Source organism: Streptomyces sp. DSM 40750 (genome assembly GCF_024612035.1).
GTDB lineage: Bacteria > Actinomycetota > Actinomycetes > Streptomycetales > Streptomycetaceae > Streptomyces.
The window spans coordinates 11,513,723-11,534,450 of the sequence record NZ_CP102513.1; the positions used below are offsets into that span (position 1 = coordinate 11,513,723).

The 20,728-nt window shown below is 67.8% G+C and carries 16 protein-coding genes and 4 pseudogenes; 11 read left to right on the forward strand and 9 right to left on the reverse strand.

The window, feature by feature from the left end:
- Positions 1-71 precede the first annotated feature (71 nt).
- Positions 72-1,609 (forward strand): annotated as a pseudogene (locus JIX55_RS50625) (ISL3 family transposase).
- 258 nt (positions 1,610-1,867) lie between these two features.
- Here the strand turns inward: JIX55_RS50625 and JIX55_RS50630 are convergent.
- Positions 1,868-2,391 (reverse strand): annotated as a pseudogene (locus JIX55_RS50630) (ATP-binding protein); the annotation flags it as partial.
- Positions 2,388-3,254 (reverse strand): Mu transposase domain-containing protein, encoded by an 867-nt coding sequence (locus JIX55_RS50635; RefSeq protein WP_257561158.1) that lies wholly within the window; start codon positions 3,252-3,254, stop codon positions 2,388-2,390. The gene JIX55_RS50635 and the pseudogene JIX55_RS50630, both read right to left, overlap by 4 nt.
- Before the next feature lie 254 nt (positions 3,255-3,508).
- Between JIX55_RS50635 and JIX55_RS50640 the strand changes: the two genes are divergently transcribed.
- Positions 3,509-3,943, forward strand: coding sequence for a hypothetical protein (locus tag JIX55_RS50640; protein ID WP_257561157.1), 435 nt, complete (start codon positions 3,509-3,511; stop codon positions 3,941-3,943).
- Between the two features lie 53 nt (positions 3,944-3,996).
- Here JIX55_RS50640 and JIX55_RS50645 read toward each other — a convergent pair whose 3' ends face one another.
- Positions 3,997-4,707: a hypothetical protein gene (locus tag JIX55_RS50645; protein ID WP_257561156.1), complete on the reverse strand. Its 711-nt coding sequence runs from the start codon at positions 4,705-4,707 to the stop codon at positions 3,997-3,999.
- A gap of 239 nt (positions 4,708-4,946) precedes the next feature.
- On the opposite strand from JIX55_RS50645, the gene JIX55_RS50650 reads away from it, so the two are divergent.
- Positions 4,947-5,711 carry an ISAs1 family transposase gene (locus tag JIX55_RS50650; RefSeq protein ID WP_257561155.1) on the forward strand — a complete coding sequence of 255 codons (765 nt, stop codon included), beginning with the start codon at positions 4,947-4,949 and terminating at the stop codon, positions 5,709-5,711.
- 272 nt (positions 5,712-5,983) lie between these two features.
- On the opposite strand, the gene JIX55_RS50655 is transcribed toward JIX55_RS50650, so the two are convergent.
- The 5 genes from JIX55_RS50655 to JIX55_RS50675 all read right to left on the reverse strand — a co-directional run bounded on the left by JIX55_RS50655 (position 5,984) and on the right by JIX55_RS50675 (position 13,207).
- Entirely contained in the window at positions 5,984-6,184 is a 201-nt protein-coding gene (locus JIX55_RS50655; RefSeq protein WP_257561154.1) for a hypothetical protein, read from the reverse strand.
- Between the two features lie 214 nt (positions 6,185-6,398).
- Positions 6,399-6,956: a telomere-protecting terminal protein Tpg gene (tpg, locus tag JIX55_RS50660; protein ID WP_257561153.1), complete on the reverse strand. Its 558-nt coding sequence runs from the start codon at positions 6,954-6,956 to the stop codon at positions 6,399-6,401.
- Between the two features lie 91 nt (positions 6,957-7,047).
- Positions 7,048-9,159, reverse strand: a complete 2,112-nt coding sequence (gene tap / locus JIX55_RS50665; protein WP_257561152.1) for a telomere-associated protein Tap — start codon at positions 9,157-9,159, stop codon at positions 7,048-7,050.
- 521 nt (positions 9,160-9,680) lie between these two features.
- Complete coding sequence (locus JIX55_RS50670; RefSeq protein WP_257561151.1) at positions 9,681-11,075, reverse strand: serine/threonine-protein kinase; 1,395 nt, start codon at positions 11,073-11,075, stop codon at positions 9,681-9,683.
- 11 nt (positions 11,076-11,086) lie between these two features.
- Entirely contained in the window at positions 11,087-13,207 is a 2,121-nt protein-coding gene (locus JIX55_RS50675; protein WP_257561150.1) for an AIPR family protein, read from the reverse strand.
- 412 nt (positions 13,208-13,619) lie between these two features.
- Between JIX55_RS50675 and JIX55_RS50680 the strand changes: the two genes are divergently transcribed.
- The 6 genes and pseudogenes from JIX55_RS50680 (at position 13,620) to JIX55_RS50705 (ending at position 17,070) form a co-directional block, all read left to right on the forward strand.
- Complete coding sequence (locus JIX55_RS50680; protein WP_257561149.1) at positions 13,620-13,967, forward strand: hypothetical protein; 348 nt, start codon at positions 13,620-13,622, stop codon at positions 13,965-13,967.
- Positions 13,968-14,238: 271 nt separating this feature from the next.
- Positions 14,239-14,451: pseudogene (locus JIX55_RS50685) on the forward strand (transposase family protein); the annotation flags it as partial.
- A 28-nt stretch (positions 14,452-14,479) separates the two neighbouring features.
- Positions 14,480-15,700 carry an ISL3 family transposase gene (locus JIX55_RS50690; RefSeq protein WP_257569166.1) on the forward strand — a complete coding sequence of 407 codons (1,221 nt, stop codon included), beginning with the start codon at positions 14,480-14,482 and terminating at the stop codon, positions 15,698-15,700.
- A complete protein-coding gene (locus tag JIX55_RS50695; RefSeq protein WP_257569724.1) occupies positions 15,646-15,831 on the forward strand; it encodes a hypothetical protein in 186 nt (61 codons plus the stop codon). Before JIX55_RS50690 ends, JIX55_RS50695 begins: the two co-directional genes overlap by 55 nt.
- A 104-nt stretch (positions 15,832-15,935) precedes the next feature.
- The gene (locus JIX55_RS50700) at positions 15,936-16,403 is read left to right on the forward strand and encodes a hypothetical protein (protein WP_257561148.1); all 468 of its coding nucleotides are present in this window, start codon (positions 15,936-15,938) and stop codon (positions 16,401-16,403) included.
- 235 nt (positions 16,404-16,638) lie between these two features.
- A complete protein-coding gene (locus JIX55_RS50705) occupies positions 16,639-17,070 on the forward strand; it encodes a DUF5958 family protein (RefSeq protein ID WP_257561147.1) in 432 nt (143 codons plus the stop codon).
- Positions 17,071-17,133: 63 nt separating this feature from the next.
- Here the strand turns inward: JIX55_RS50705 and JIX55_RS50710 are convergent.
- Positions 17,134-17,259: pseudogene (locus JIX55_RS50710) on the reverse strand (IS21-like element helper ATPase IstB); the annotation flags it as partial.
- A gap of 824 nt (positions 17,260-18,083) precedes the next feature.
- On the opposite strand from JIX55_RS50710, the gene JIX55_RS50715 reads away from it, so the two are divergent.
- Together JIX55_RS50715 and JIX55_RS50720 are read left to right on the forward strand one after the other, a co-directional pair.
- Positions 18,084-19,163: a terpene synthase family protein gene (locus tag JIX55_RS50715; RefSeq protein WP_257561146.1), complete on the forward strand. Its 1,080-nt coding sequence runs from the start codon at positions 18,084-18,086 to the stop codon at positions 19,161-19,163.
- Positions 19,164-19,347: 184 nt separating this feature from the next.
- Positions 19,348-20,532 carry a polyprenyl synthetase family protein gene (locus JIX55_RS50720; RefSeq protein ID WP_257561144.1) on the forward strand — a complete coding sequence of 395 codons (1,185 nt, stop codon included), beginning with the start codon at positions 19,348-19,350 and terminating at the stop codon, positions 20,530-20,532.
- Positions 20,533-20,728: the final 196 nt, after the last annotated feature.

Here is a 20,728-nt window from a genome sequence, read left to right on the forward strand (position 1 = left end):
GGGACTGTAAGACGATCGGCTCTGTTCCGTAGTCGGTGGTGACGGTTGGTGACGGGTGTCGTGGACGTTGTATGCGAGATATCAACTCCCTTGTGGCAACGGTGTTTTCAGGGCTCTCGGCGCTGGTCATCGAGGATGTGGCGGACGACGGCGAAATGATCCGGGTCTTGGCCCGGACCCGGGATGTCCCCTTTCCCTGCCCGATGTGCGGGGTCCCGACAGGGAAGGTGCACGGATACCACGTCCGGACCGTTGCGGATGTGCCGGTCGATGGCCGCCGAGTCGTGGTCAACGTCCGGGTACGACGTCTGCTCTGCCCGGTCCTGGGCTGTCGGCGGCAGACCTTCCGCGAGCAAGTTCCTGGGCTGATCGAGCGGCTTCAGCGCCGCACCACGCGTCTGACCAGCCAGGTCTCGGGCGTGGTCAAGGAGTTATGCGGCCGGGCGGCTGCCCGGCTCACCCGGTTACCGGCCGTGCCCGTATCGTTCGCCACCGCCCTGCGGGTGCTGCGGGGAATCCCCCCGCCGACGCTGCGGATCCCAAGGGTGATCGGGGTCGATGACTTCGCCCTGCGCCGCCGTCACCGCTACGCCACGATCATCATCGATGCCGAGACCGGGGAACGCGTCGATGTCCTGCCCGACCGCGAAGCCGCCACGTTGGAGGCGTGGCTGCGCGGGCAGAAAGGCATCGAAGTCGTGTGCCGGGACGGCTCGGCCACCTACGCCGAGGCGATCCGCCGGGCCCTGCCCGACGCGGTGCAGGTCAGCGACCGCTGGCATCTGTGGCGGAACCTGTGCGACAAAGTCCTGGCCGAGGTCCGCGCCCACACCCCCTGCTGGGCCACCGTCAACCCGCCCCGGCACGGCGGCATCCGCGAACAGACCACCCGCGAGCGCCGGCACAAAGTCCACGCCCTCCTCGACTCCGGCGTCGGCCTGCTCGACTGCTCCCGCAGACTGAACCTCGCCCTGAATACCGTCAAGCGCTACGCCCGCATCCCTGAACCGCCCGCGGATCGCATCGCCCCCCCGCTACCGGCCCACCCTTGTCGACCCCTACCGTGACCACCTGCGCCAACACCGGTCCGACAACCCGGCCGTTCCCGTCACGCACCTCCTGCACGAGATCAGGGAACTGGGCTACACCGGCAGTGCCAACCTGCTGGTCCGCTACCTCAATCAGGGCCGCGCCGAAGGCGACCGCCCCGTGACAACCCCCTGCCGGCTCGCCCGGCTCCTGCTCACCCGCCCCGAGCACCTGTGGAGCAAGGACACCGACCTCCTCGGCCTCCTCACCGCGGCGTGCCCGGAGATGACCGCACTCGCCCGACTCACCGGCGAGTTCGCCGCGTTCCTGACCCCGGGCCCAGGCCAACGACGACAAGCTCACCCAGTGGATCGCCACAGTCCGCACCGCTGGCCTGCCCCACCTGCACAGCTTCTGCACCGGCCTCGAACTCGACCGCGCCGCCGTGAACGCCGGCCTCACCCTGCCCCACCACAACGGCCGGACCGAGAGCGCCAATACCCGAACCAAGAAGATCATGCGGCAGATGCACGGCCGAGCAGGATTCGACCTCCTCCGTCACCGCATCCTCCTGCAATAAGGAGAACGCACCGTCACCACCGACTACGAAACAGAGCCGCTCGTTTGACAGACCCCATCCTGGGCACCAGAAACGATCCGGACAGCTACGGAACTTGATCAAGCCCTGTATCCGGCCTGAGCGGAACTCCGGTCCGCGAAAGAAATCGATGCCCCACCATGTAATGCGCGGGCAGCGGCGGACACAGACAGGTTGTAGGGACGTTGCCAGGTGAGTGAGCGTGAGCCGGGTGGGGATTTGGACGGGTGGGACGCTTTCGAGAAGGTCGACGCGTCCGTAGCGGGCGATGGTCTTGCCCAGCTGCTTGTCGTCTGCCGTCTCGACCAGCTCGTTCACCAAGGCTGCTGCGGTGGTGTAGCGGACTCGGTAGCCAGCCATGGCGGCCGCGGTGCCAGCCCGATCAGCAGGTGCGACTTGCCGGTTCCCGAGTCCCCGATCAGACACAGTGGGTGACCCTTGGCGATCCACTCGCAGGTGGCGAGATTGTGGATGACCGCCGGATCGACGTGGGGGTTGACGCTGTAGTCGAACTCCCGCAGCGATTTCGCGCGGGGGAAGCGGGCCGCTCGGATGCGTCGTTCGGCCCGGCGCCGGTCGCGGTCCTCGCACTCGGCCATCAGCAGCTCGGCGAGGAACCCGGCATAGGACAGGCCCTCGCGTTCGGCCCGGGCGATCGTGTCGGCGGCCTGGGCTCGCATGGTGGGCAGCCGCAGCAGCCGGCAGGCGGTGTCGATCGCCGCGTCGGACGCCTGTGCGGTCAGGGCGTGATGGGCGGTGGTCATGATGAGTCCTTCCGGCGAAGCTGCAACAGCTCGTCCCACTGCTCCAGGCGGGGCAGGGGACGCTGGTCGGCGGGCAGAGCGCGGGCGAGACGGCGCGGTGTCAGGGGTGTGACCTGGGCCGGGTCCAGGTCCAACGGCTCCGGGACGGGAATGCTGGTGGCGACGGTCGGTGCCGGCCCGGCCGCTTGGGCCGCCTTGCGGGCTTCCAGCGCGATGACGTCCTCGTTGAAGGTGCCCGCCGCAAGGGCCCCGCGGATCCCGGTCACCACGTCGGCGTGCTGCTGGTGGCGGTGCAGCAACAGCACTTTGACCAGGACTTTCGTCCCTTCGGTGTCGCCGAGGGCCTTCTTGGCCGCGGCCCAGAAAGCTTCGTGGACGGCCGTGAAGGTGCCCTCGGCGCGGGCCTGGTGAAGTGCCTCGGAGCGTTCCAGTGCCCCCGGCTTGATCAGCAGGGCTTCCAAGTAGTGGTCCAGCACGAGGTGTTCGGCGCCGCGACCGGCCAGCCGTCGGTGGCGGGCGATCTCCCGCCGGCCGTCATAGACGGTCAGGTCGTCGCAGGTGAGCGTGACGGTGACCTTGCGGTCGATGAAGCGGACCGGGACCGAGTACCGGCACATCTTCACGGTGATCATGCCGTAGCGGTCGACGCGGGGCGTGAGCGTGATGCCGGTGGCGAACGGATCGTCCGGCAGCGGCAGCAGATGACCGGCCTCACGGACGAAGTCCTGCGCGATCGTCCGCATCCTCGCGCCGATCCTCCGCTCATCCTCCTTCGCCTCGAACTCGGCTAATCGGGCGTTGAGTTCATCCAGGCTGTCGACCCGCGGCACCGGGGTGAGGTAGTTGCGGCGGAAGTAGCCCACCTGGCCCTCGACCCCGCCCTTCTCGTGAGCGCCGCGCAGGCCCGGCTCGCAGTAGAACGGGGTGAACCCGTAGTACTCATGGAAGGCGGTCCAGCGCGGTTCTCCTCCCGCGATCGGTTGCGGAAAACCACCTTCTTCACGGCCGGGGTGAGGTTGTCATAGCGGACCTGACCGGCCGGCACCCCGCCCAGCGTGGTCAGCGCGTGGACGTGTCCTTCGAGGAACGCCTGCTGCCCGCAGGAACGTGAGATACGGTGCACGGCCTTGCCCGAGTAGGCCAGCCGGAAGGCGAACAGATAGCAGCGGGTGCGCTGGCCGGCAACGTCCACGTAGACGTCTCGGACAAGGGCGACGCGATCGTTGGGCAATTGGCACAAGCCGCCGAATCGGCAGGGTTTGACTGGCAGTCGCATGAGCACGGGGGCTACCGGACGGTGATCGGTGACTTCATCTTCTCGATCCGGCAGGAGGACGCCGACGCCTACACCCTTCGCATCTCGAGCGGGAGCCAGAGCGAGGACATCAGCACACGGCAGAGCACCGGGAATTCAGGACCAGCACTCCTGGACAAGCAGATCAACGATGACCTCAAACTGTTGTACACGTTGGCACAGAAGTCGTACGGCGGCCGGTCCGCATTCCTGGACCGGGCGTCTGGAACTCTGCTTGACCTCCTGAAGAAGCAATAGCCGGGAGCGGTCCGGGCCGAAGCCCTTCCCGCACCCGGCGTTCGCCGTATGCGTCAGTTGGTCAGGAAGCAGTCGGCCGCGTTGTCCCAGTTGGCCGACGCGGAGCGCTCATGGGGATTCTCGCTCCACAGCGGGGAGTAGCAGCTGGTGTCCTGGCCGGCGAACCGACGCCCGTAGACCTTGATGGCCTTCGCGCCCTTGTTGGACCACGACGGGGTTCTGTTCTCGAAGTCGAACTTGGAGAAGTAGACCCAGTCCTTGTGCGTCGCGTTCCACTGGAGCCTGCGCCCCTTGAAGGACTTGTACTGGTAGAAGCAGTACCAGTCGTTTCCGAACACCTGGGTCGGGCAGCTGTCCGAGGCGGCGGCCGAGACATAGGGCTCTCTCTCGGCCGCGCTCACCTCCTCGTCCGCAGGCGGGTCGTCGTCGGCGGCCGCCACGACCGGGGCCTCCGAGACCGCCGGCTCCCGTGTATCGGCAGCAAGGCCTACGTACTGGGCCTGCAGCTTCTGCGCCACGGGGCTGCTCACCGGGGCCTGCTCCTCACCGGGAAGCGGGAAGGCCATGATCGCTTCCCCGTCGTTCCAGGCGATTTCGTCGCTGCTGATCTGAACGCCGCCCTCGGTATTCGCCGACACCTCGTCGATCTGCTGCTGAAGCGGATCGACCTCCGCGGCACCGACGGGAGCGATACCCGCCATGGTTCCCATGGCGACGGTTGCCACCACGACCGCGATGGAACGCTTGGTTCTGCTGGATGACATTCGGCCTTCCCGCCTTGTTTGCCGAATTCCGGCAAGACCTTCGCAGTTTTGACGGGGTCATGCCGCAGGCATTATTCACATGCGGAATCATCCGCGCTGATGATGCAGGGCTTCGGCGTAGTCGCGTGACGCCCGGTTCCTGGCGGACTGCCAGCTCAGCGGCGGTGCTCTCGGAACGTGACAGGCACGGCTTCCGAGATCATGGAGTTCTCTACGCCCCGTGATCCAAGTGGAAGACCGTGCCTGCCGACGCATCATCTCTGAATCCGCCGGCCCTTGACCAACTGCGCGAGAAACAGCAGGCCGGACCCGAGGAGCTCCCGGGCCTGATGGAGCGGCTGGCCGAGGTGCCGGACCCGCGTGACCCACGCGGGGTGCGCCACCGCCTGGCCGTCGTGCTCACTCTCACCGCGTGCGCGGTGCTGGCCGGAGCGACCTCGCTGCTGGCGGTCGGTGAATGGATCGCCGATGCCCCTGGGCATGTGCTGGAACAGGTCGGTGCGGACCCCGATCCGCTTCTGCCCAGGCGGGTCCTGCCCGCAGAGACCACGGTCGGCCGCCTGCTGGCCCGCATCGACGGCGACGCGCTGGACCGGGCGGTCGGACGCTGGCTCGCCGACCGTCGCCCGAAGGCGACCGGGCTGCGCGGCCTCGCAGTGGACGGCAAAAGCCTGCGCGGCGCGGCAAAAGCGAACGGCCGCGAGATCCACCTGCTCGCCGCACTGGAGCACGCCACCGGCCTGGTCCTAGCCCAGCTGGACGTCGGCGAGGAGACGAACGAGATCACCTGCTTCCAGCCGCTGCTGGACACCGTCGCCGATCTGGCAGGAGTCGTCGTCACCAGCGACGCCATGCACACCCAGCGCGAGCACGCCGACAAGGCCTCGACGCTGGAACAGCTGCTGGTGGACTTCGTCATTGGCGACGTCCACCCCAATGACGGCCCATCAGGCAGGCACCGCCGTACCGCGGTGCCTGCCTCACGGCCCGAACTCACCGCTTGACCAGCCTTGGCCTTGGCGCCCTGGAAAGAGTGAGAATGCCTTCATCGTGTCGCCCTGGGCCTCTGTCGTGACGCTCATCCAGTCGGTCGGCTGCGGAGCTGCCTTGCGGAAGAGAGACAGCAGGGTCTGGGCCGGCAGGGCGCCCGGGTCGAAGAACTGCGTGGCCGGAGCGGGCGGCACCGCCGGTCCCTGCATGCGGACCTCGTGGCAGGTGAAGCAGAACGCGCCTCCAACAGCGCCAGATCGAGAGAGTCCTCGTATGCCCGGACGCTTCAGCCCGGCGAGAAGCCGCAGCGGTGCTGTTCACTGCCGGGCAGGCTCTCGATGAAGGCCAGGGCGGCGTCGGCCTGGCTCCCGGCCCAGTGGGCAACCGCTGTGCCGGGGTACGGGACGTCCCGCCTGGTGGGGAGGGCGGAGATCCGTACGACCTCGATCAGCACGGTGGCGGTGACGGCTTCGGCGGGGAGCTGCATGAACGCAGTCTGCCCGCCAGGTCGGCGGCCGGGTAAGGGGCACAGACGCCTTCGGCAGGCGCGGGTCGGTGTCAGTTCGATCGACCCGATGCCATCCACTGCGGAAGGCGCACCGAGGCAGCCACGGACGCAAAGTGACAATAGGCCTGTCTTGGTGGCGGCTGTCGTGCTCCGGCTCAACAAAGCAGGTGCTGGGCCTGCGGCCGGTGTGAGGCTAGTAGTCGAGGTCGAGGTAGTCGATGTCGTTGAGGGTGACGTCGGTGAGTCCTGTGGCGCGGGTTCCGCGGTCCTGGAAGTAGATCTCTTTGAGTCCTTCGGCGATGATCTGGCGCATCTGTTGGTCGTCGGCTCCGGTGTCGCGGGCGTTGAAGAGGCGCTGTGCGTAGGTGGGGGGGAGGTGGACGGTGAGGCGGCGGAGGCGTCCGTCGTCGGTGGTGCCGATGGGTGCGGTGTAGCCGAAGCGGGCTCTGGTCTCTACCGTGATGCCCGTGGTGGTGGCGGCCTGCTTCCGGCGGCGTCTGCGGACCTGGGGCTGCCAGCGCTGCCGTACGGCGGCGTCGATCCGTTCGGCGATGTCCTTTGGCGGGTGTTTGCGTTCGCCCTTGCGGTAGCGCTCCACGGATCGCTGGCTGACCCCGATCTCGCGTGCAACGGCTTTGGTCGTCTTGAGCTGCTTCATCAGGAAGTTGATGCGCGCTTGGAGTGTCTTGGGCGGCTGGCGGGTGAAGGCTTCCCGGTCGGCGCGTTCGATGGCGTCGTCGATCTCTGCCACGGCTCAGCCTTTCTCGGCGGTGGGGTCCTGGCCGCCCGTGTTGGCCGGCGGGAACCAGGTCTTGTGCGTCGGGCCGGTGTCGGGCACTGGCCTACTCTCCTTCGTCGAGGACGGCGTCGCCGCCCTTGATGTGGCGGGCGGGGTTGTAGCCCTGTTCCATGAGGTCGACCGCCCAGAGCATCGACTGGACGCCCTCCAGCTTCGCCAGGCCCGGGGTGGGCCCGAGGCGGAAGGCGCCGGGCTGCGGCTTGCCGGAGGCCGCGTAGGGGAGGAAGTCCAGCGGGCTCTTTCCGGGCGAGGGGTAGACGACGCAGTCGGAGAGTACGGCGAGCGGGTACAGGCCCGTCATCTTCGCCATGTTGGTGAGTTTGCGGTGCATGTTGACCCGCGCTTTGGAGATGACGGCGGCGCGGATGTCGGGGCGCCAGGTCGGGCGCTGGAGGGCGGGCCACCGTTCGCCCTCCTTGTATTTCTTGCTCTGGGGGCGCTCGCGCAGTTTGCCGATGCCTCCTTTGACGGTGGCCTTGATGGCGGCGAGGACGGCCGCCATCGCCGGGTCGGCGTCCCTGTGCCGCTCCATCGCGGCCAGGAAGGCGTGGTCGTCCAGGTCCTTGGTGACGCCGAGGTCGGCGAGGGTGTCGACGTAGGCGGTCTTCAACCGGTCGTGCCACGGGTCGAGGTAGGCGCCGGTCTCGCGCCGCAGGTACGCCTCCAGGGGCTGGACGTTGTGGCCGAGTTCCTGGGCGTAGGCGACGGTGTGCGTCTGGTACCAGGCAGGTCCCGTCGGGCGGGTGCCGTCCGGGGTGAACGGCGAGGGCAGGCGCGGGTCCACCTCGATGTGGGAGAGGTCGACCAGCCAGGAGCCGGGGATCTTCGGGTTGAAGGCCGGGTTGTGGAAGTGGTCCGGGGCGGAGAGGCCGACGACCAGGCGGGCCGCGGCGGCGAGGAAGGCGGTGTTGAGGTCCAGGCCGACCGCGAAGGGCAGCGTGCACTCTTCATCGGTCAGCAGGTCCACCGGCCGCACCCACTGGTACGCCTCCTCATTGAGGAACCCGCCGCTCCAGCCGCTGTTCACGACGACGGGGTGCTCAGGGGTGGCCTCCGGTGGCGCAGGGTCCGTCGGCTCCGTGCCGAGTGAGCCGGGGTTGTGGCCGGGCACCCAGTTACCGGTGGCGGGGTCCTGCGTGGCGCGTGTGGGGGGCCGCAGCGCCGTCATCAGCTCAAGGCCCGATACGGCTGTGGAGCCGCGCGGGGTGATGACGCGGGTGGCGTAGATGCCGAGGACGCGCGCGATGTCGGCCGGCTCCATCTCCGCCACCCCGGGCCACGCCCGCTCGTCGAGGGCGTCCCAGGACAGGATCGCCAGCTGCACGCACTGCCGCTCGCGCCCCTGGGCCTTGCGGTAGATCCTTGCCCAGGGGCCGAACCCGCGCTGCGTGAGCCGCCATTTCGCTTTCACCACCTGTTTGACCACGGGGTGGTCTTCCGGCAGGCGCAGGGAGCGGCGCTGCTCATGGCCTTCCAGGCGCTCGGGGAGGCCGAGCTTCACGGCGGCCGCGGCGGTGAGGACGATCAGCGGGTCGCTGTCTTTGCCGTTGCGGTGCAGGCGTGGCGCGCCGAGGCCGGACTCGTGCAGCGTCCACTCCACCAGCTCCGGCACGGTGGTCGCGGGGCAGTCGAGCACGATGCCGCCCGTGCCGTACGTGCAGCCGTCACCGTCCAGGACCGCGAGGGGCCCGTGCGGGAAGCGCGGGTCGGCTGCGGGCTGCGCCGTCTTCTTCGTGGCCGGACGCCGCGACGGCGCAGCGGGTCGGAGGGCGGGGCGCGTCGGCGCCGCAGCCGGAACGGCGGAAGCCTGAGGAGCATCTGCCGTCTCCACCACCTTGGACGAGGCCGGTTCGGTAGTCGCCGCGGGCGTCGCTGCGGCAACCGAGGCTGTCGGAGCTGCGCCGGGGGCGGGGTGCTTCGCCGCCCATCCGTTCAGCAGCCGCTGGTAGGCGTCCAGGCGCGGCGACTTCGGCTCGCTGCGGCCGTTCTCCCAGTTCTTCACCGACTGGGTCGTGGTCTTCAACGCGGCCGCCAGGCGGGCCTGCGTGATGCCGGCAGCCTCACGCAGCCGGGCACGTTCCGCCGGAGGCGGCAGATGCGGGTCCTCGTTCAACAGAGCGTCTACGGACGCGAACAGCTCTTCCTCAGATGCCATGACCTTGCACCCTGCTCCCGGCAAACCTCACTTGCTTAACCACAAACTTATCCTGTTCCTTAGCCTTCAAGGGCCCCCTGACGTGGCGAGCGTGATGTGCTGGCGCAGGTACATCAGACCGACCAGAGCACGTTGGTACGGCGTGAGCTTGCAGCGGCGGTCACCCTCGCGGGTGACGATGAGCGTCGAGCAACGGCACGGGAGCCTTGTCCGTTGCGGACGCCTACGCAGTCCCCCGATCAGTGGCCGCGCTGAAAGACCTCAGTGCCTCAGAGGTGGAGGGATGGCATGGAGCTCGTCGGTTCCTGCTTTGCCTGTGCATTTATCAGGTTGTGGATGTGATTGATCAGCCGTTGTCATGTGTGGTGGCTGCTTGCCAAGTTCATCGATGGTTCGTATGTGCTGGCTCTGTAACGGCTCGTTACCGGGCTCCGTCGCGGGTTGCTCGCAACCGGTCCTTACCGTCACCGCGCAACGGGCCTGCCGGGCGCCGTGCATCTCAGGGAGCGGCGCCCGCGCCGTCATTTGCCTGGCCGCAGTTGTCGCCGCAGCCGGTTCAACGCTGCGCGTACGCGATTGGTCTCCGGTGACTCCGCCCCTACGGTGCGGAGCAGGTCGGGGTAGAGGGCGACCAGCACGTGGAAGGCTTCCGACAGTCGGCCTGCCGAGTGCAGCAGCATTCCATGGCGGCGACGGGTGGTGAGGAGGAATGGGTCGGTCGGCGAGAAGGTCTCTCCCGCCGCCTTCAGAAGGGTTTCGAACGCTTCTAGTGCCTCCACTACCTCGCCCAACTTCATCAGGCAGTAGGCGATCTGCCCACGGAGCTTCAGTCCCTCCGGGCCACCTTCTGCCCCCTGGGCAGCGAGCTCGGACACGCGCTTCTGGTATAGCGCTAGTGCCCGCGCGTACTCCTTCTGCTCGAACAGCGCGTCCGCCTCCCGAAGACGGTCCGCGTCCAGGGCAGGGATCACGCCGCCCGCAGAGGGCGCAGTGAACCACGCGGGACCCGGATGTACGAGGGGGCTGAGCCCCTGTGGCCACCCTTCCGCCGCCTTTGCGTCCACCGACGGGTTCCCCTGTCTCGGAAGGAACGGGACGAGTCGTCCGATGACCTCCTGAGCGGACGCGGGCCGGTCCTCCGGGCGCTTGGCGAGCAGGTCCCGTACCAGGCGGTCCAGCTCGCGCCCGGCCTCCGGACGCCGCTCCCGCACCGGAACCGCAGGTTCGTGCACATGGTGGTAGAGGAGGCTGGGCACGTTGTCTTGCGTGAATGGCGGCTGCCCGGTGATGAGTTCGTACAGGACACAGCCCAGCGCGTAGAGGTCACTGCGTGGTGTGACCTCGCCCGCCAGGGCCTGTTCGGGGGACATGTACCGGGGCGTGCCGACGGGCCGGCCCGTCGGGGTCAGAGTGGTGTTGTCGCCGTCGAGTAGCGCGGCGATGCCAAAATCCAGCACCATCGCGAGACCACCGTCTGTGACCATGATGTTGGCAGGCTTCAGATCGCGGTGGACGAGTGGCACGCTCCCGGTGTGGGTCAGCACCGAGCACAGGTGGACCCCTAGGCAGGCCGTCCACGAGAGGGGCAGGCGGCCGAAGGCGCCGCAGATGTCCTTGAGCGAGGAGCCGTACAGCCGCTGCATGACGATGTAGAGGCGCTCACCGCCTGCGGGGTCAGGGACGATGTCGTAGATCTGTGGGACGCCCGGGTGGGCCAGCTGCGCCATGATTTGGGCCTCGCGGCGGAAACGGGCGATCCTGACTCCAGCCTCTGAGCTGGTGGAGCCCTCGCGGGGCTGGATGAGCTTGATGGCGACGTGTCGGCCCAGTTCGGGGTCGCGTCCCGCCCAGACTTGCCCCATCCCGCCCGTGCCGATGAGCTCTCCGAGTTCGTAGCGCCCCACGTGACGGAGCACGCCCGGTGCGCTCACTCGCCCGTGTCCCGGAACGCTTCGACGTCCCACAGCGCTTCGGCGAGGTCCGCGAGGCTGCCTTCGCCCGGAACGATCCAGTACCGAGCACCCTGGACGGCGCTCCATGCCTCACGCCAGTCGGCGCTCTGCCAGATGTGCCGGATCAGTCCGTTGATCGAGTACGGGTGTCCGTCGGCGGCCCAGCGCAGCGGATGCCTGGCGTCGTTGCTCCAAGTCGCGAGGTAACGACGGGGGTCCTCGTCGAGCCAGCGGCCGATGGCCCGTTCTTCAACGTGCCCTGGCTTGTACAGCACCTCTGTCCCGTCCGGGATCCGCCGGTGTTCGACGAGGAGCCGGGCCGAACTGGGCCTCCGCGGCTGTTGGGGCGGGGGCGCGACGACGAGCTGCGGAGTCCGCTCTACGTCCGTGAGGGTTTGCACGGTCCTCTCCGCGAGCAGGCGACACCGCTCAGCCTCTCGGAAGATCGTCGCGATGAAGGAGTTGCTGCCGAAGATGTCGTCCACCAGCGGGATCAGTACTGCCAGCACCTGACGTACGCGGCCGGGCACGTCGATTAGCGTGTGCTCCCAATTGGCGTCGGGCTCGTCGATCCCCTCGGCTCCGTGGAGCCGGAACACCAGGTGCGCAACGAGCAGGCTGCCGCGCTCCGCGATGGCAGCTGTCCGCCCAGTCAGGCCGGGCTTCAGCTCGTGTAGGGCCTCCCGGACGGCACGAAGCAGGAGGACGGAGCGCCAGATCTGCAGGGCGCTCGGCCGGCGGCCGAACAGGCGGGTGTACGTCCCCTCCGGCGTCGCTTCCCACAGGTGCTCGGTTGAGGCGTTGGCCACGGCGCTGAGGGACGCGTCCGGGTGGCCGCAGGCGAGCGCCACGGCCGCCTCCTCAAGTGAGCAGCCCGCCGTGGGCGTGGGTACCAGCTCGCCCCGTCTGAAGACGTACTCCTTACCGAGGGCTGCCCGGAAGTCGTCCCTGATGCGGCTCTGCACCTCGTCGAGGGCGACGAAGTCGCGAGACTCCGTGCGGTGTTGAGTATGGGTAGCGGCGACGACGGACCGGGCGAAGTCCTCGGGTGCATTCGCCACGCAGATGATCCGAACTGGGACAGCGGCCAGCGAGACGTTTTCGGGATGCTTCTCGTACGCGTAGTAGACGGAGGCGACGGTCTGGGCGCCGTTCACGACTGCGGCCCCCTTGAGCCGCAGTCGTACCGGGGCGCCTTGGACGGGGCGGGAGAAGAACTCGGTCTCGAGGGAGTCGCACAGCACTGTGATGCCGTTGTGTAGGTACGGAAAGGCCTCGGGGGTGGTCCGCAACGTCTCCACGAGACCGAGGTTGAGCGCTGTCACGCCGAGGTGACCCCGGAGGTTCCGGTCGAACAGACGGGCCCCGTGCTCCTGGTACCAGAGCGCGACCTCGTCTGCCCCGACCAGCCCGCTGAACATCCGATGTGGGATGTCCTTCGTGTACCAGCTGCTGGGCAGCGTGGCGACGAGTTCGACGTTCCGGGGGAGGGCATCACGGTGGGCGGCGGCGTGGAAGTCGGGGAGTGCCAGAACGTGGCACTCGACTGCGGCGCCGAAGTCCGCGGCGGCCTGCTCGATCACCAGGCGTGCCTGGTCCTTCGACGCCTGTTCGCCCATGACCGCCACGACGAGGTGAACCCGGCACTCCGGTGATTCAAGGATGTCGCGCACCCGATCGGCGTGCTGCCGCACCCGGTCGTTGAAACGGTCGAAGTCGCGGTTATCCAACTGCCTCAGACCGTGAAGCAGTTTCAGCGCGCCTTCCACTCCGAAGCGCGCCTTGCCCTGCTCGCTCCACTTAGCCTGGATGAGCCACAGTTCCGGCGCCGAGGGGGAGCAACCGATGGCGTCGATCCCTTGGTCGTCCCGGCCGTCGGTGACCGATGCCGCGGCCTCGGTCGGTGGGCAGCCGGTGAGCAGTTGGAGCGACATGGCGGCTAACGCGCGGGTAGTGAAGACCAGTTCAGTCTCGCTGGCATTCCGGCCCTCTAGGTCTCCGAGGTCGATGAGACCGTCATACTCGCGCTTCAGGGCCTCTCGGATGACCCCGACCGTCTGGGCGCGCGTCGATTCCGTGTCCTCGCCGTCACCCATGAATGCCCCCGCATTGTTTGGTCGTCCCATCCTACGTGCGCGGGAACCGGCCTCCGGGCCGGCGAGCGATAGCGACGGATAGCGCGTGTAGTGGCAAAGCCAGCTGGGGCGCGCTCAGGGGTCGCCGGTCCGGGCGGAGGACCTGAACCGTTTCGAGGTCGCACAGGAGCTACGGCGTACCGTGGGGGAATTCCGCAGCGCCAGCAGCCCGTAGGACTCACCAGGCGAGGGGGTTGGTCGGGGCGGCCGGCGCCGGTGCCTTTCAACGACGGATCGTCACTTATCACGGACTGCCTGGTTGAGCGGTGGTGTTGAGGCATTCCGGGCCTGGGAGCCGTGCGGCGTGGTTGGCTGTTGGGTCAGTAGGCGCAGGTGCCGACGAGCCGGCAGGTCGTCGATCCTGTTGTGATCCGTGAACCACGACCCGGACTCCTACGCCAAACCGGCCGCCAGCGGATGCCCTTTTCCGCCTGACCCTCCTCATCAGCTGTACCTGAGCTTTGCTGTCGGCGCGGAACTCGGTTCTGACCATTCTGTGGTCGAACTGAGCAGCATCCGTCGCCGGTTCGACCTCTGTCACGAGAGTGTCGAATCGGTGGATGCCCTGACGATGTGGATCTTGGGTACGGCGGGCGCTGTGAGCGTCTTCCTGTTTACAGTGCGCGGCCTTTTGGACCAGCTTCCCGAAGTCTTCGAAGCCTGGCATCGAGCCAGACGCGCGATCCGCGATCGAGCTGGTGACGACGACCGGCTCTCCTGAAACTCATCAGCGCGGCATCCGCTGACGGGTGGCTATGTCGGCTTCTCCGGGAGTCGTTTGGCGGCGATCCTCATGATCGATGTCAGCGACTTTTGGGCTCTGGCACAGACCTTGGGGAGCGGTCGCGGAGCGTCACCACGGCGCTCGATTGCAAGGGCTCAGATTCGTGTGAGACCGCGTACGCCTTCCCGCCTTGCAGCAGGGAGTGACGCTCCATCAGCTCTGCGCTCGGCCTCTCCGGTGACCGCGGCGAGCGGTGACGGCACTGGTCATGCAGGCCGACGCAACGTTCTGGGACTCGCTCGTGTTCGACGGAATCGACGACGTGGCCGTCGAAGCGGCAACCGCCGCCTTCGGCACGGTCGATGTCACGGCCAGAGGCCGTGCAGCCGGGGTCGCGTGTCCGGACTGCGGCCGCTCCTCAAATCGAGTGCATGACTCCTACCAGCGCAGATTGAAGGATCTACCGCTCGCTGAACAGAGCGTCGTGATACATCACGGTCCGGCGTTTCATCTGCAGCACGGACAACTGCCCGCGTCGCACGTTCGCCGAGCCGTTCGCTCAGTTGACCGCCCCGTACGCACGCTTCACCACGCGGCTGGGCCACGTCCTGGAGCGCGTCGGGCTCGCACTCGCCGGACGAGCTGGTGCTCGGCTGACCGCCCAACTGGGCTTTCAAGTGGGACGGATGACCCTGCTGCGCAGGGTCATGGCTCTACCCGACCCGCAGCCCAGCACGCCACGCGTGCTGGGCGTGGACGACTTCGCAACCCGCCGCGGGCAGACCTACTCCACCGTCTTGACCTGCGGAGAGACCCATCGCTTGGTAGACGTGCTCCCGACGCGCGACTCCGGACCGCTGGCCGCGTGGCTGGCCACCCACCCGGGCGTGGAAATCATCTGCCGGGACCGGGCGGGCGCCTACGCGGAGGGCGCACGACTCGGCGCTCCCACCGCAATCCAGGTCGCCGACCGGTTCCACCTGTGGCAGGGCATCGGCAGAGCAGTGGAGACCTGCGTCGCCGCCCATCGCGAATGCCTGAATGGGCCAACCCCACCAACACGAGCGGACGTCGGGGCGTCGACCAACGACCCGGTGCGCGGCGGACCGGACCTTGATGGCCGGCGGGCCCAGCGCAAGAAGGCCGCGCACGCCCTGGTCCACAAACTGCTCGCTCAGGGGCACCCGCGCCGGGCGATCGCCCGGCATCTGGGCTGGGGACTCAACACCGTGCTGCGATACGCACGTGCGGCCACCTGGCAGGACACCCTCCGGGAGAACCGTCCCCGGCCCAGTCGCCTGGACCCCTACAAGCCCTATCTGGAGCGGCGGTACGCCGCGGGATGCACGAACGTCACTCGCCTGCATCGCGAACTGGTCATCGAGAACGCCCCCGTCACTTACCAGATGGTCCGCGCCTACATCGCCGACCTGCGCGCCGTGCCGCCACAGGCGCCGCCTCCTCCGCCGACGGTGCGGCGGGTCACCGGCTGGCTCACCCGGCACCCCGCAACCCTGAGCGAGGACGAGCGCGCCGCACTGAAGGATGTCCTGGCACGCTGCCCCGAACTGGATTCCGCCGCCGAACACGTCCGGGGCTTCGGCGAGATCCTCACCCATCGGCTCGGCTCGGCTCCACGCTCCCCGCCTGGATCGACGCCGTCGACGCCAGCCAACTGCCCGGCCTCACCAACTTCGCCCTCCACCTGCTCCGAGACCGCGACGCGGTGACCGCCGGCCTCACCCTGCACCGGAGCTCCGGCGGCACAGAAGGTGCCGTGAACCGCATCAAGAAGATCAAGAGACAGCTCTACGGCCGTGCCGGATTCGAACTGCTCCGCAAGATGATCCTGCTCCAATAGCGTCTCGCCCCAGCTCTGAAGCCATCCCCGGTCACTCCAGCGACTGTGGTGAGCTGAGAAGATCGCCGCGAGATCAGATTCCATCGAGACCGCGAAGGACAGGGATGTCGAGGAGACTGCCCATAGACCAGGCCCAGGAGCGGCTTCGACATGAGCTGAGCGCTGGGCAACAGCCCCTCTCCGAACTGGACTTGGACGAGATGTGGCTTAGGTTCGTTCGCTTCGGCTCGCAACGCTTCGACACCGCGGGCACACCCGACGCTGATGGTCTTCTCTTCCAGTACGGGACCCACTCCTTCGAGGGCCCGCGCGTCTTCACGCTGGACCTTGCCCGGCAGTTCGAGGTCAACGACGCCACCGGTGAACATGATCATTACATCCAGCTCCACTGCGAACTTCGGTACGAACCCGTCTTCCAACTCCGCGCACTGGGGCACTTCGAGTCCTGGTTCTTCCACGACACGGACGACGAACTCGACCGCTGGGCCGACGGCCTGGGCCTCCACCAATTCTGGGAGATCCTCCGCAACTTCCATCCCACTGAAATCAGGGTCTACCAAGAACAGGTGTGATCAAAGCCGCGAAGCGGCCTGTCCAGTGACGCTCCGCGACCGCTCCCCAAGATCTGTGCCAGAGCCGACTTTTGATGTCACTCAAGTGCTGCGGGGACGCCTGGCGGGCCGCGGAGTGGGAGCCCTGCGGCACTGCCAGATCGCGGGGGCGGACTGTTCCCGGTTCCCGCCCGCGCGGCTCTCGGGTGCGGATACCGGCCTTCGCCCGGAACCGGCATCGTGAAACCATCAAGCGGTGACCGAAACGAGCAGCGACGACGGCCGCAGCTTCCGGCGCGAGACCGAGCGGGTTGTCAACGAGATCGCCCAAGGGCTCCGCACGTTGGACGCTGGTGTGGGCTGGTTCTCCCGCCTCGCCCGGACACGCCGGCAGGAGGTACTGCAGGAAGTCGCCGGCTATGCGATGCAGGCGCACATTACAGTTGCGGATGGCCGTGTGGGGGTGGCGCGGTCCGGTGTGAAGCCCACGGCCAACCCCTCGGTAATGATCTGCATGGACCCGCCCCGCTACGGGTTCGCGGGTCTCCCCGCCGCCGAACACGTCAAGGCATTCCGTGTCCTCGTTTCCGTGTTCGCCATTGCCGACACTCGTCGCCGCGAGACGTTCTGCAAAGGCGCCTGCGGACATGCATGGCACAACCTGCCTGCGGCAACCGAGCAGCCGTAGAATCGGCCATTCCGGCTCTGGCTGGGCTGGTTATTCGGGTGGCCCCTCCCGTGTGGCGCCCGGTCAGTTGGCCTGGGCTCGTTCGGTCTGGGCCTTGGTGTGAGCGAGGCGGTAGGACTCGGTGCCGGTCTGGATGATGGCGCCGTTGAAGATCAGTCGGTCGACGATGGCCGCGCAGAGCCGGGGGTCGGGGACGTCTTCGTTCAGCGTGCGCCCTGAAGCGCTTCGTTTGGGCGGCGCGGACGCTGCCGATCGGGGGCGCGCTCGCCGGTGTTGCGCGCCGGCCGGGCCGCCGACGGTGCGGCGGCCGGGGTCAGGAGTCGTCGTGGGCGAGTCGGTGATGTGGTCGAAGCCGCGCAGTAGAGGCGTCAGCTCCTGCGCGGCTCCGCACAGCGTGCACAGCCGGGTCCTCGGGTACTCCGCCGCTTCCACAGCCGCGCCACGATCTCCTGCGCCTCGGTGCCGAGCAGGAGATCGGCGGGCAGCACGACCCGGACCGGCACGGGCACGAGTTCGGGATCGGCGTCGGAAGGCGATGTCACCGCACCACCGTAGGCAGTGAGCCGGTGCCGCCCGCGTGTCCACACGGGCAGCTCTCGTCTCACGGGCCCGGGCGCCAACGGGCTGTCCCTCCTCAGCGCCGGTGTGACGACGCAGGCTTGTCGGCAATAGTCGGCCAGAATGCCGCCGGTCAGGGAGCTATTACACTCCGTAGTTGGCAAGAGCAACGCAGCTTAGTCGGCAAGCTGTGGTGACAGGCAGCGATCCCGCTTCCCGGCGGGATGCTCCGGCTGCTGATGGCGAGCTGCGGAGATCGCCGGTTGATGAACTGTGGGCGGGGTGTTCTTTGGGCCATGGATGAGTGTGGACGGATGTGCGCCGGAGCGCACTTCTGAGTCGTGTGCTCGCGCCGAGCGCTGTTGAGTGCGCCTACTCGGACGAGGGGTCGTGCGGCAACCATCTGTCATGGCAGCCGGGCGGTAGCGCCGGGCGGTTTTGAGGGGGGAACCTGAATGATCACATCAGCAGGACAGGCCCTGGAATTCTTTTACACGCCCGCCGAGTGCGAATTCGATTCGGCGGCCGCGGATGCCGCCGACGCCCATGTCCTCGCATGGGCCAAGGACATGCAATTGGTGCGCAGCCAGACAACGTCCACCGTCGTCGCTTCCTGGAACCTGGGGGCCGCAGCTGCAGCAGTCTTCCCTCATGCCCGTGGTCTCGGGCTGGACCTGGTGGCCGACTGGATCGCGTGGGCGCTGTTCACCGACGACCTCCTCAACCGCGCCGACACCCCGCTGCCGTTCGTCGCCTGCGTGGTCGATGACACCTTCCGGGTGCTGCATGCCGATCCCCGGGGACCGGCACCCGAACCACTGCGCGGAGCCGGCCAGGGCCTGTGGAGCCTGCTGACCCGCGTGGCCGCCCAGATGTCCGACGAATGGCTGGGCCGCTGCCGCGCGGACGTGGGCCTGTTCATGCGAGGGATCGTGAACAAGTTCCTGCTCAGCGCCAGCCCGGAACTACCGGACGTCGAGACGGCCCTCGCCGTGCGCGCCGACGACATCGCCATCTCGATGTTCACCAACCTCATCGAGCACTTCGAGGGCTTCGAGCTTCCGATGCTGGCTACGGCCACCGGCAGCTACGTGCAACTTCGCCGCACCCTCGACGAGGCCGTCGCCATCCAGAACGACGTCTTCTCCTTCTACCGCGACCTGAAAAACCCCGACGCCGACGGTGTCATGAACATCGTCTCCGCCCTGGAACGCCGCCACGCCAAGGGCACCGAACACGCCCTCCTCCAGACCCGCGCCATGTACCGGGACCGGCTCACCGCCCTGGCCTCGGCCCGCGATCAGTTCCCCGGCCAGTGCCGCGCCCTGGGACTGGACGACCAGACCGTCCAGAACGCCGAGATCTACGCGAACATCGTCCACGACATGGTTCACGGCATGGTCCACGCCCACTTCATCGTCGGCGCCCGGGGCTACATGGATGTCCAGAGCCTCATCCCGCCCCGCTCCGAACTGCACCCCGACTTCAACGACAGCACCCTGCGGCCCTCCCGCCCGCTGCACCCCGTTCACTGACCCCACCCCTGCGGCTTTCTCACTCCTGCGCGTCGCGGTGACGGCTGCGTCATCAACGGCCCCCGTCAATTCCGAAGGAAGCTCGACACCGGCATGTTCTCCCGCACGCCCCACGACGTCGCTGAGGTCTATTTCGCGGCTGACTCACCTCACCGAAGGAACCGACACCAAGGGACTGACCACGATGAGTACCGCCGCGGTGCCCCCCATTCTGCTGGACCCCGCAACCATCCGGGCACGTGTCGAACGGCTCCTTTACGACTTCCTCGACGACCAAGAGCAGGGTGCCCCCGATCTGCCGGAACTCGCCCTGTTCACCGGGAAGCTGCGAGCCATGCTGGCGGCCGGCGGCAAACGCGTTCGTCCCGTCCTGTGCCTGGTGGGCTGGCACTCCATCACCGACCGCACCCCGCCCCCAGCAGTGTGGCGGGTCGCTGCCTCGCTGGAGCTGTTCCACACCTTCGCCCTGATCCACGACGACATCATGGACAACTCAGACACCCGCCGCGGGCAGACCACCGCCCACCGGGCCCTCGCCACTCAGCACGCCGGGCGCCGCGATGCCGACTCGCTCGGCGTCAACACGGCGATTCTGCTCGGCAACCTGGCCTTCGGCTGGTCCTACGAACTCCTCCACGCCGACGACGTGACACCCGCGCAAAACCGCCGCACCCGGCCACTGCTCAACGCCCTGCGCACCGAAGCCCTGGTCGGCCAGTACCTGGACTTGGCTGCGGCCGGAAAACCGGATGCCGACCCGCACATCGCCTGGCGGATCATCCGCTACAAGACCGCCAAGTACACCGTCGAGCGCCCTCTTACCCTTGGCGCCACCCTGGCCAGCGCCACCGACCAGCAGCTCAACGCCCTCTCCGCGTACGCCCTCCCCCTCGGAGAAGCCTTCCAGCTGCGCGACGACCTGCTCGGCATATGGGGAAACCCAGCCGAGACCGGCAAATCCACCCTGGACGACCTCCGCGAGGGCAAACACACCGTCCTGTACGCCCTAGCACTCCAGCGCGCCACCATCCCCCAACAGCGCAGCCTGCACAGGGCTTTCGGTCAACCTCACCTGACCGAAACCGACGCCGAGGACATCCGCTCCGTACTCACCGCCTCCGGCGCACGCACCACCACCGAACAGATGATCACCGACCGACGTGAGCAGGCTCTCGCTGCCCTACACACGGCCGACTTCCGCCCCACCGGCCCGATCTGGCTGCGCCACTTAGCCCATACCCTCACCACCCGCAGCGGCTTGAGTCTGACGGACACGAACGAGGGCACTGTCGGGACGGGGGAGCTCCCCTCCCGGCCAGACACGCCAAGGGCCCCGACGGAGAAGACATCCCCGGGGCCCGGCGTATGAGTCGCACTGTTCAACCTGCCTGCACGGCACGCTCAGCCCCGCTCGGGCACAAAGGGCTCTACCTCGTGCAGGCAGTACACGCATGTGGATGCCGAGTCGACGCGACCCATGCACCGCTGGCACTTCCCGCCTTCGCAGACCGGTCCACGGCCGTGTCACCGGTCAAAAGCGCACGGACCTCCCCGCACAGCCGGGC

Excerpts from the sequence above, each read along its gene's own strand:
- JIX55_RS50645 (WP_257561156.1), bottom strand. The coding sequence starts at position 4,707 with ATGTCATCCAGCAGAACCAAGCGTTCCATCGCGGTCGTGGTGGCAACC.
- JIX55_RS50655 (WP_257561154.1), bottom strand. The coding sequence starts at position 6,184 with ATGCAGCTCCCCGCCGAAGCCGTCACCGCCACCGTGCTGATCGAGGTC.
- tap (WP_257561152.1), bottom strand. The coding sequence starts at position 9,159 with ATGGCATCTGAGGAAGAGCTGTTCGCGTCCGTAGACGCTCTGTTGAAC.
- JIX55_RS50675 (WP_257561150.1), bottom strand. The coding sequence starts at position 13,207 with ATGGGTGACGGCGAGGACACGGAATCGACGCGCGCCCAGACGGTCGGG.
- JIX55_RS50700 (WP_257561148.1), top strand. The coding sequence starts at position 15,936 with ATGTCGAGGAGACTGCCCATAGACCAGGCCCAGGAGCGGCTTCGACAT.
- JIX55_RS50715 (WP_257561146.1), top strand. The coding sequence starts at position 18,084 with ATGATCACATCAGCAGGACAGGCCCTGGAATTCTTTTACACGCCCGCC.
- JIX55_RS50720 (WP_257561144.1), top strand. The coding sequence starts at position 19,348 with ATGAGTACCGCCGCGGTGCCCCCCATTCTGCTGGACCCCGCAACCATC.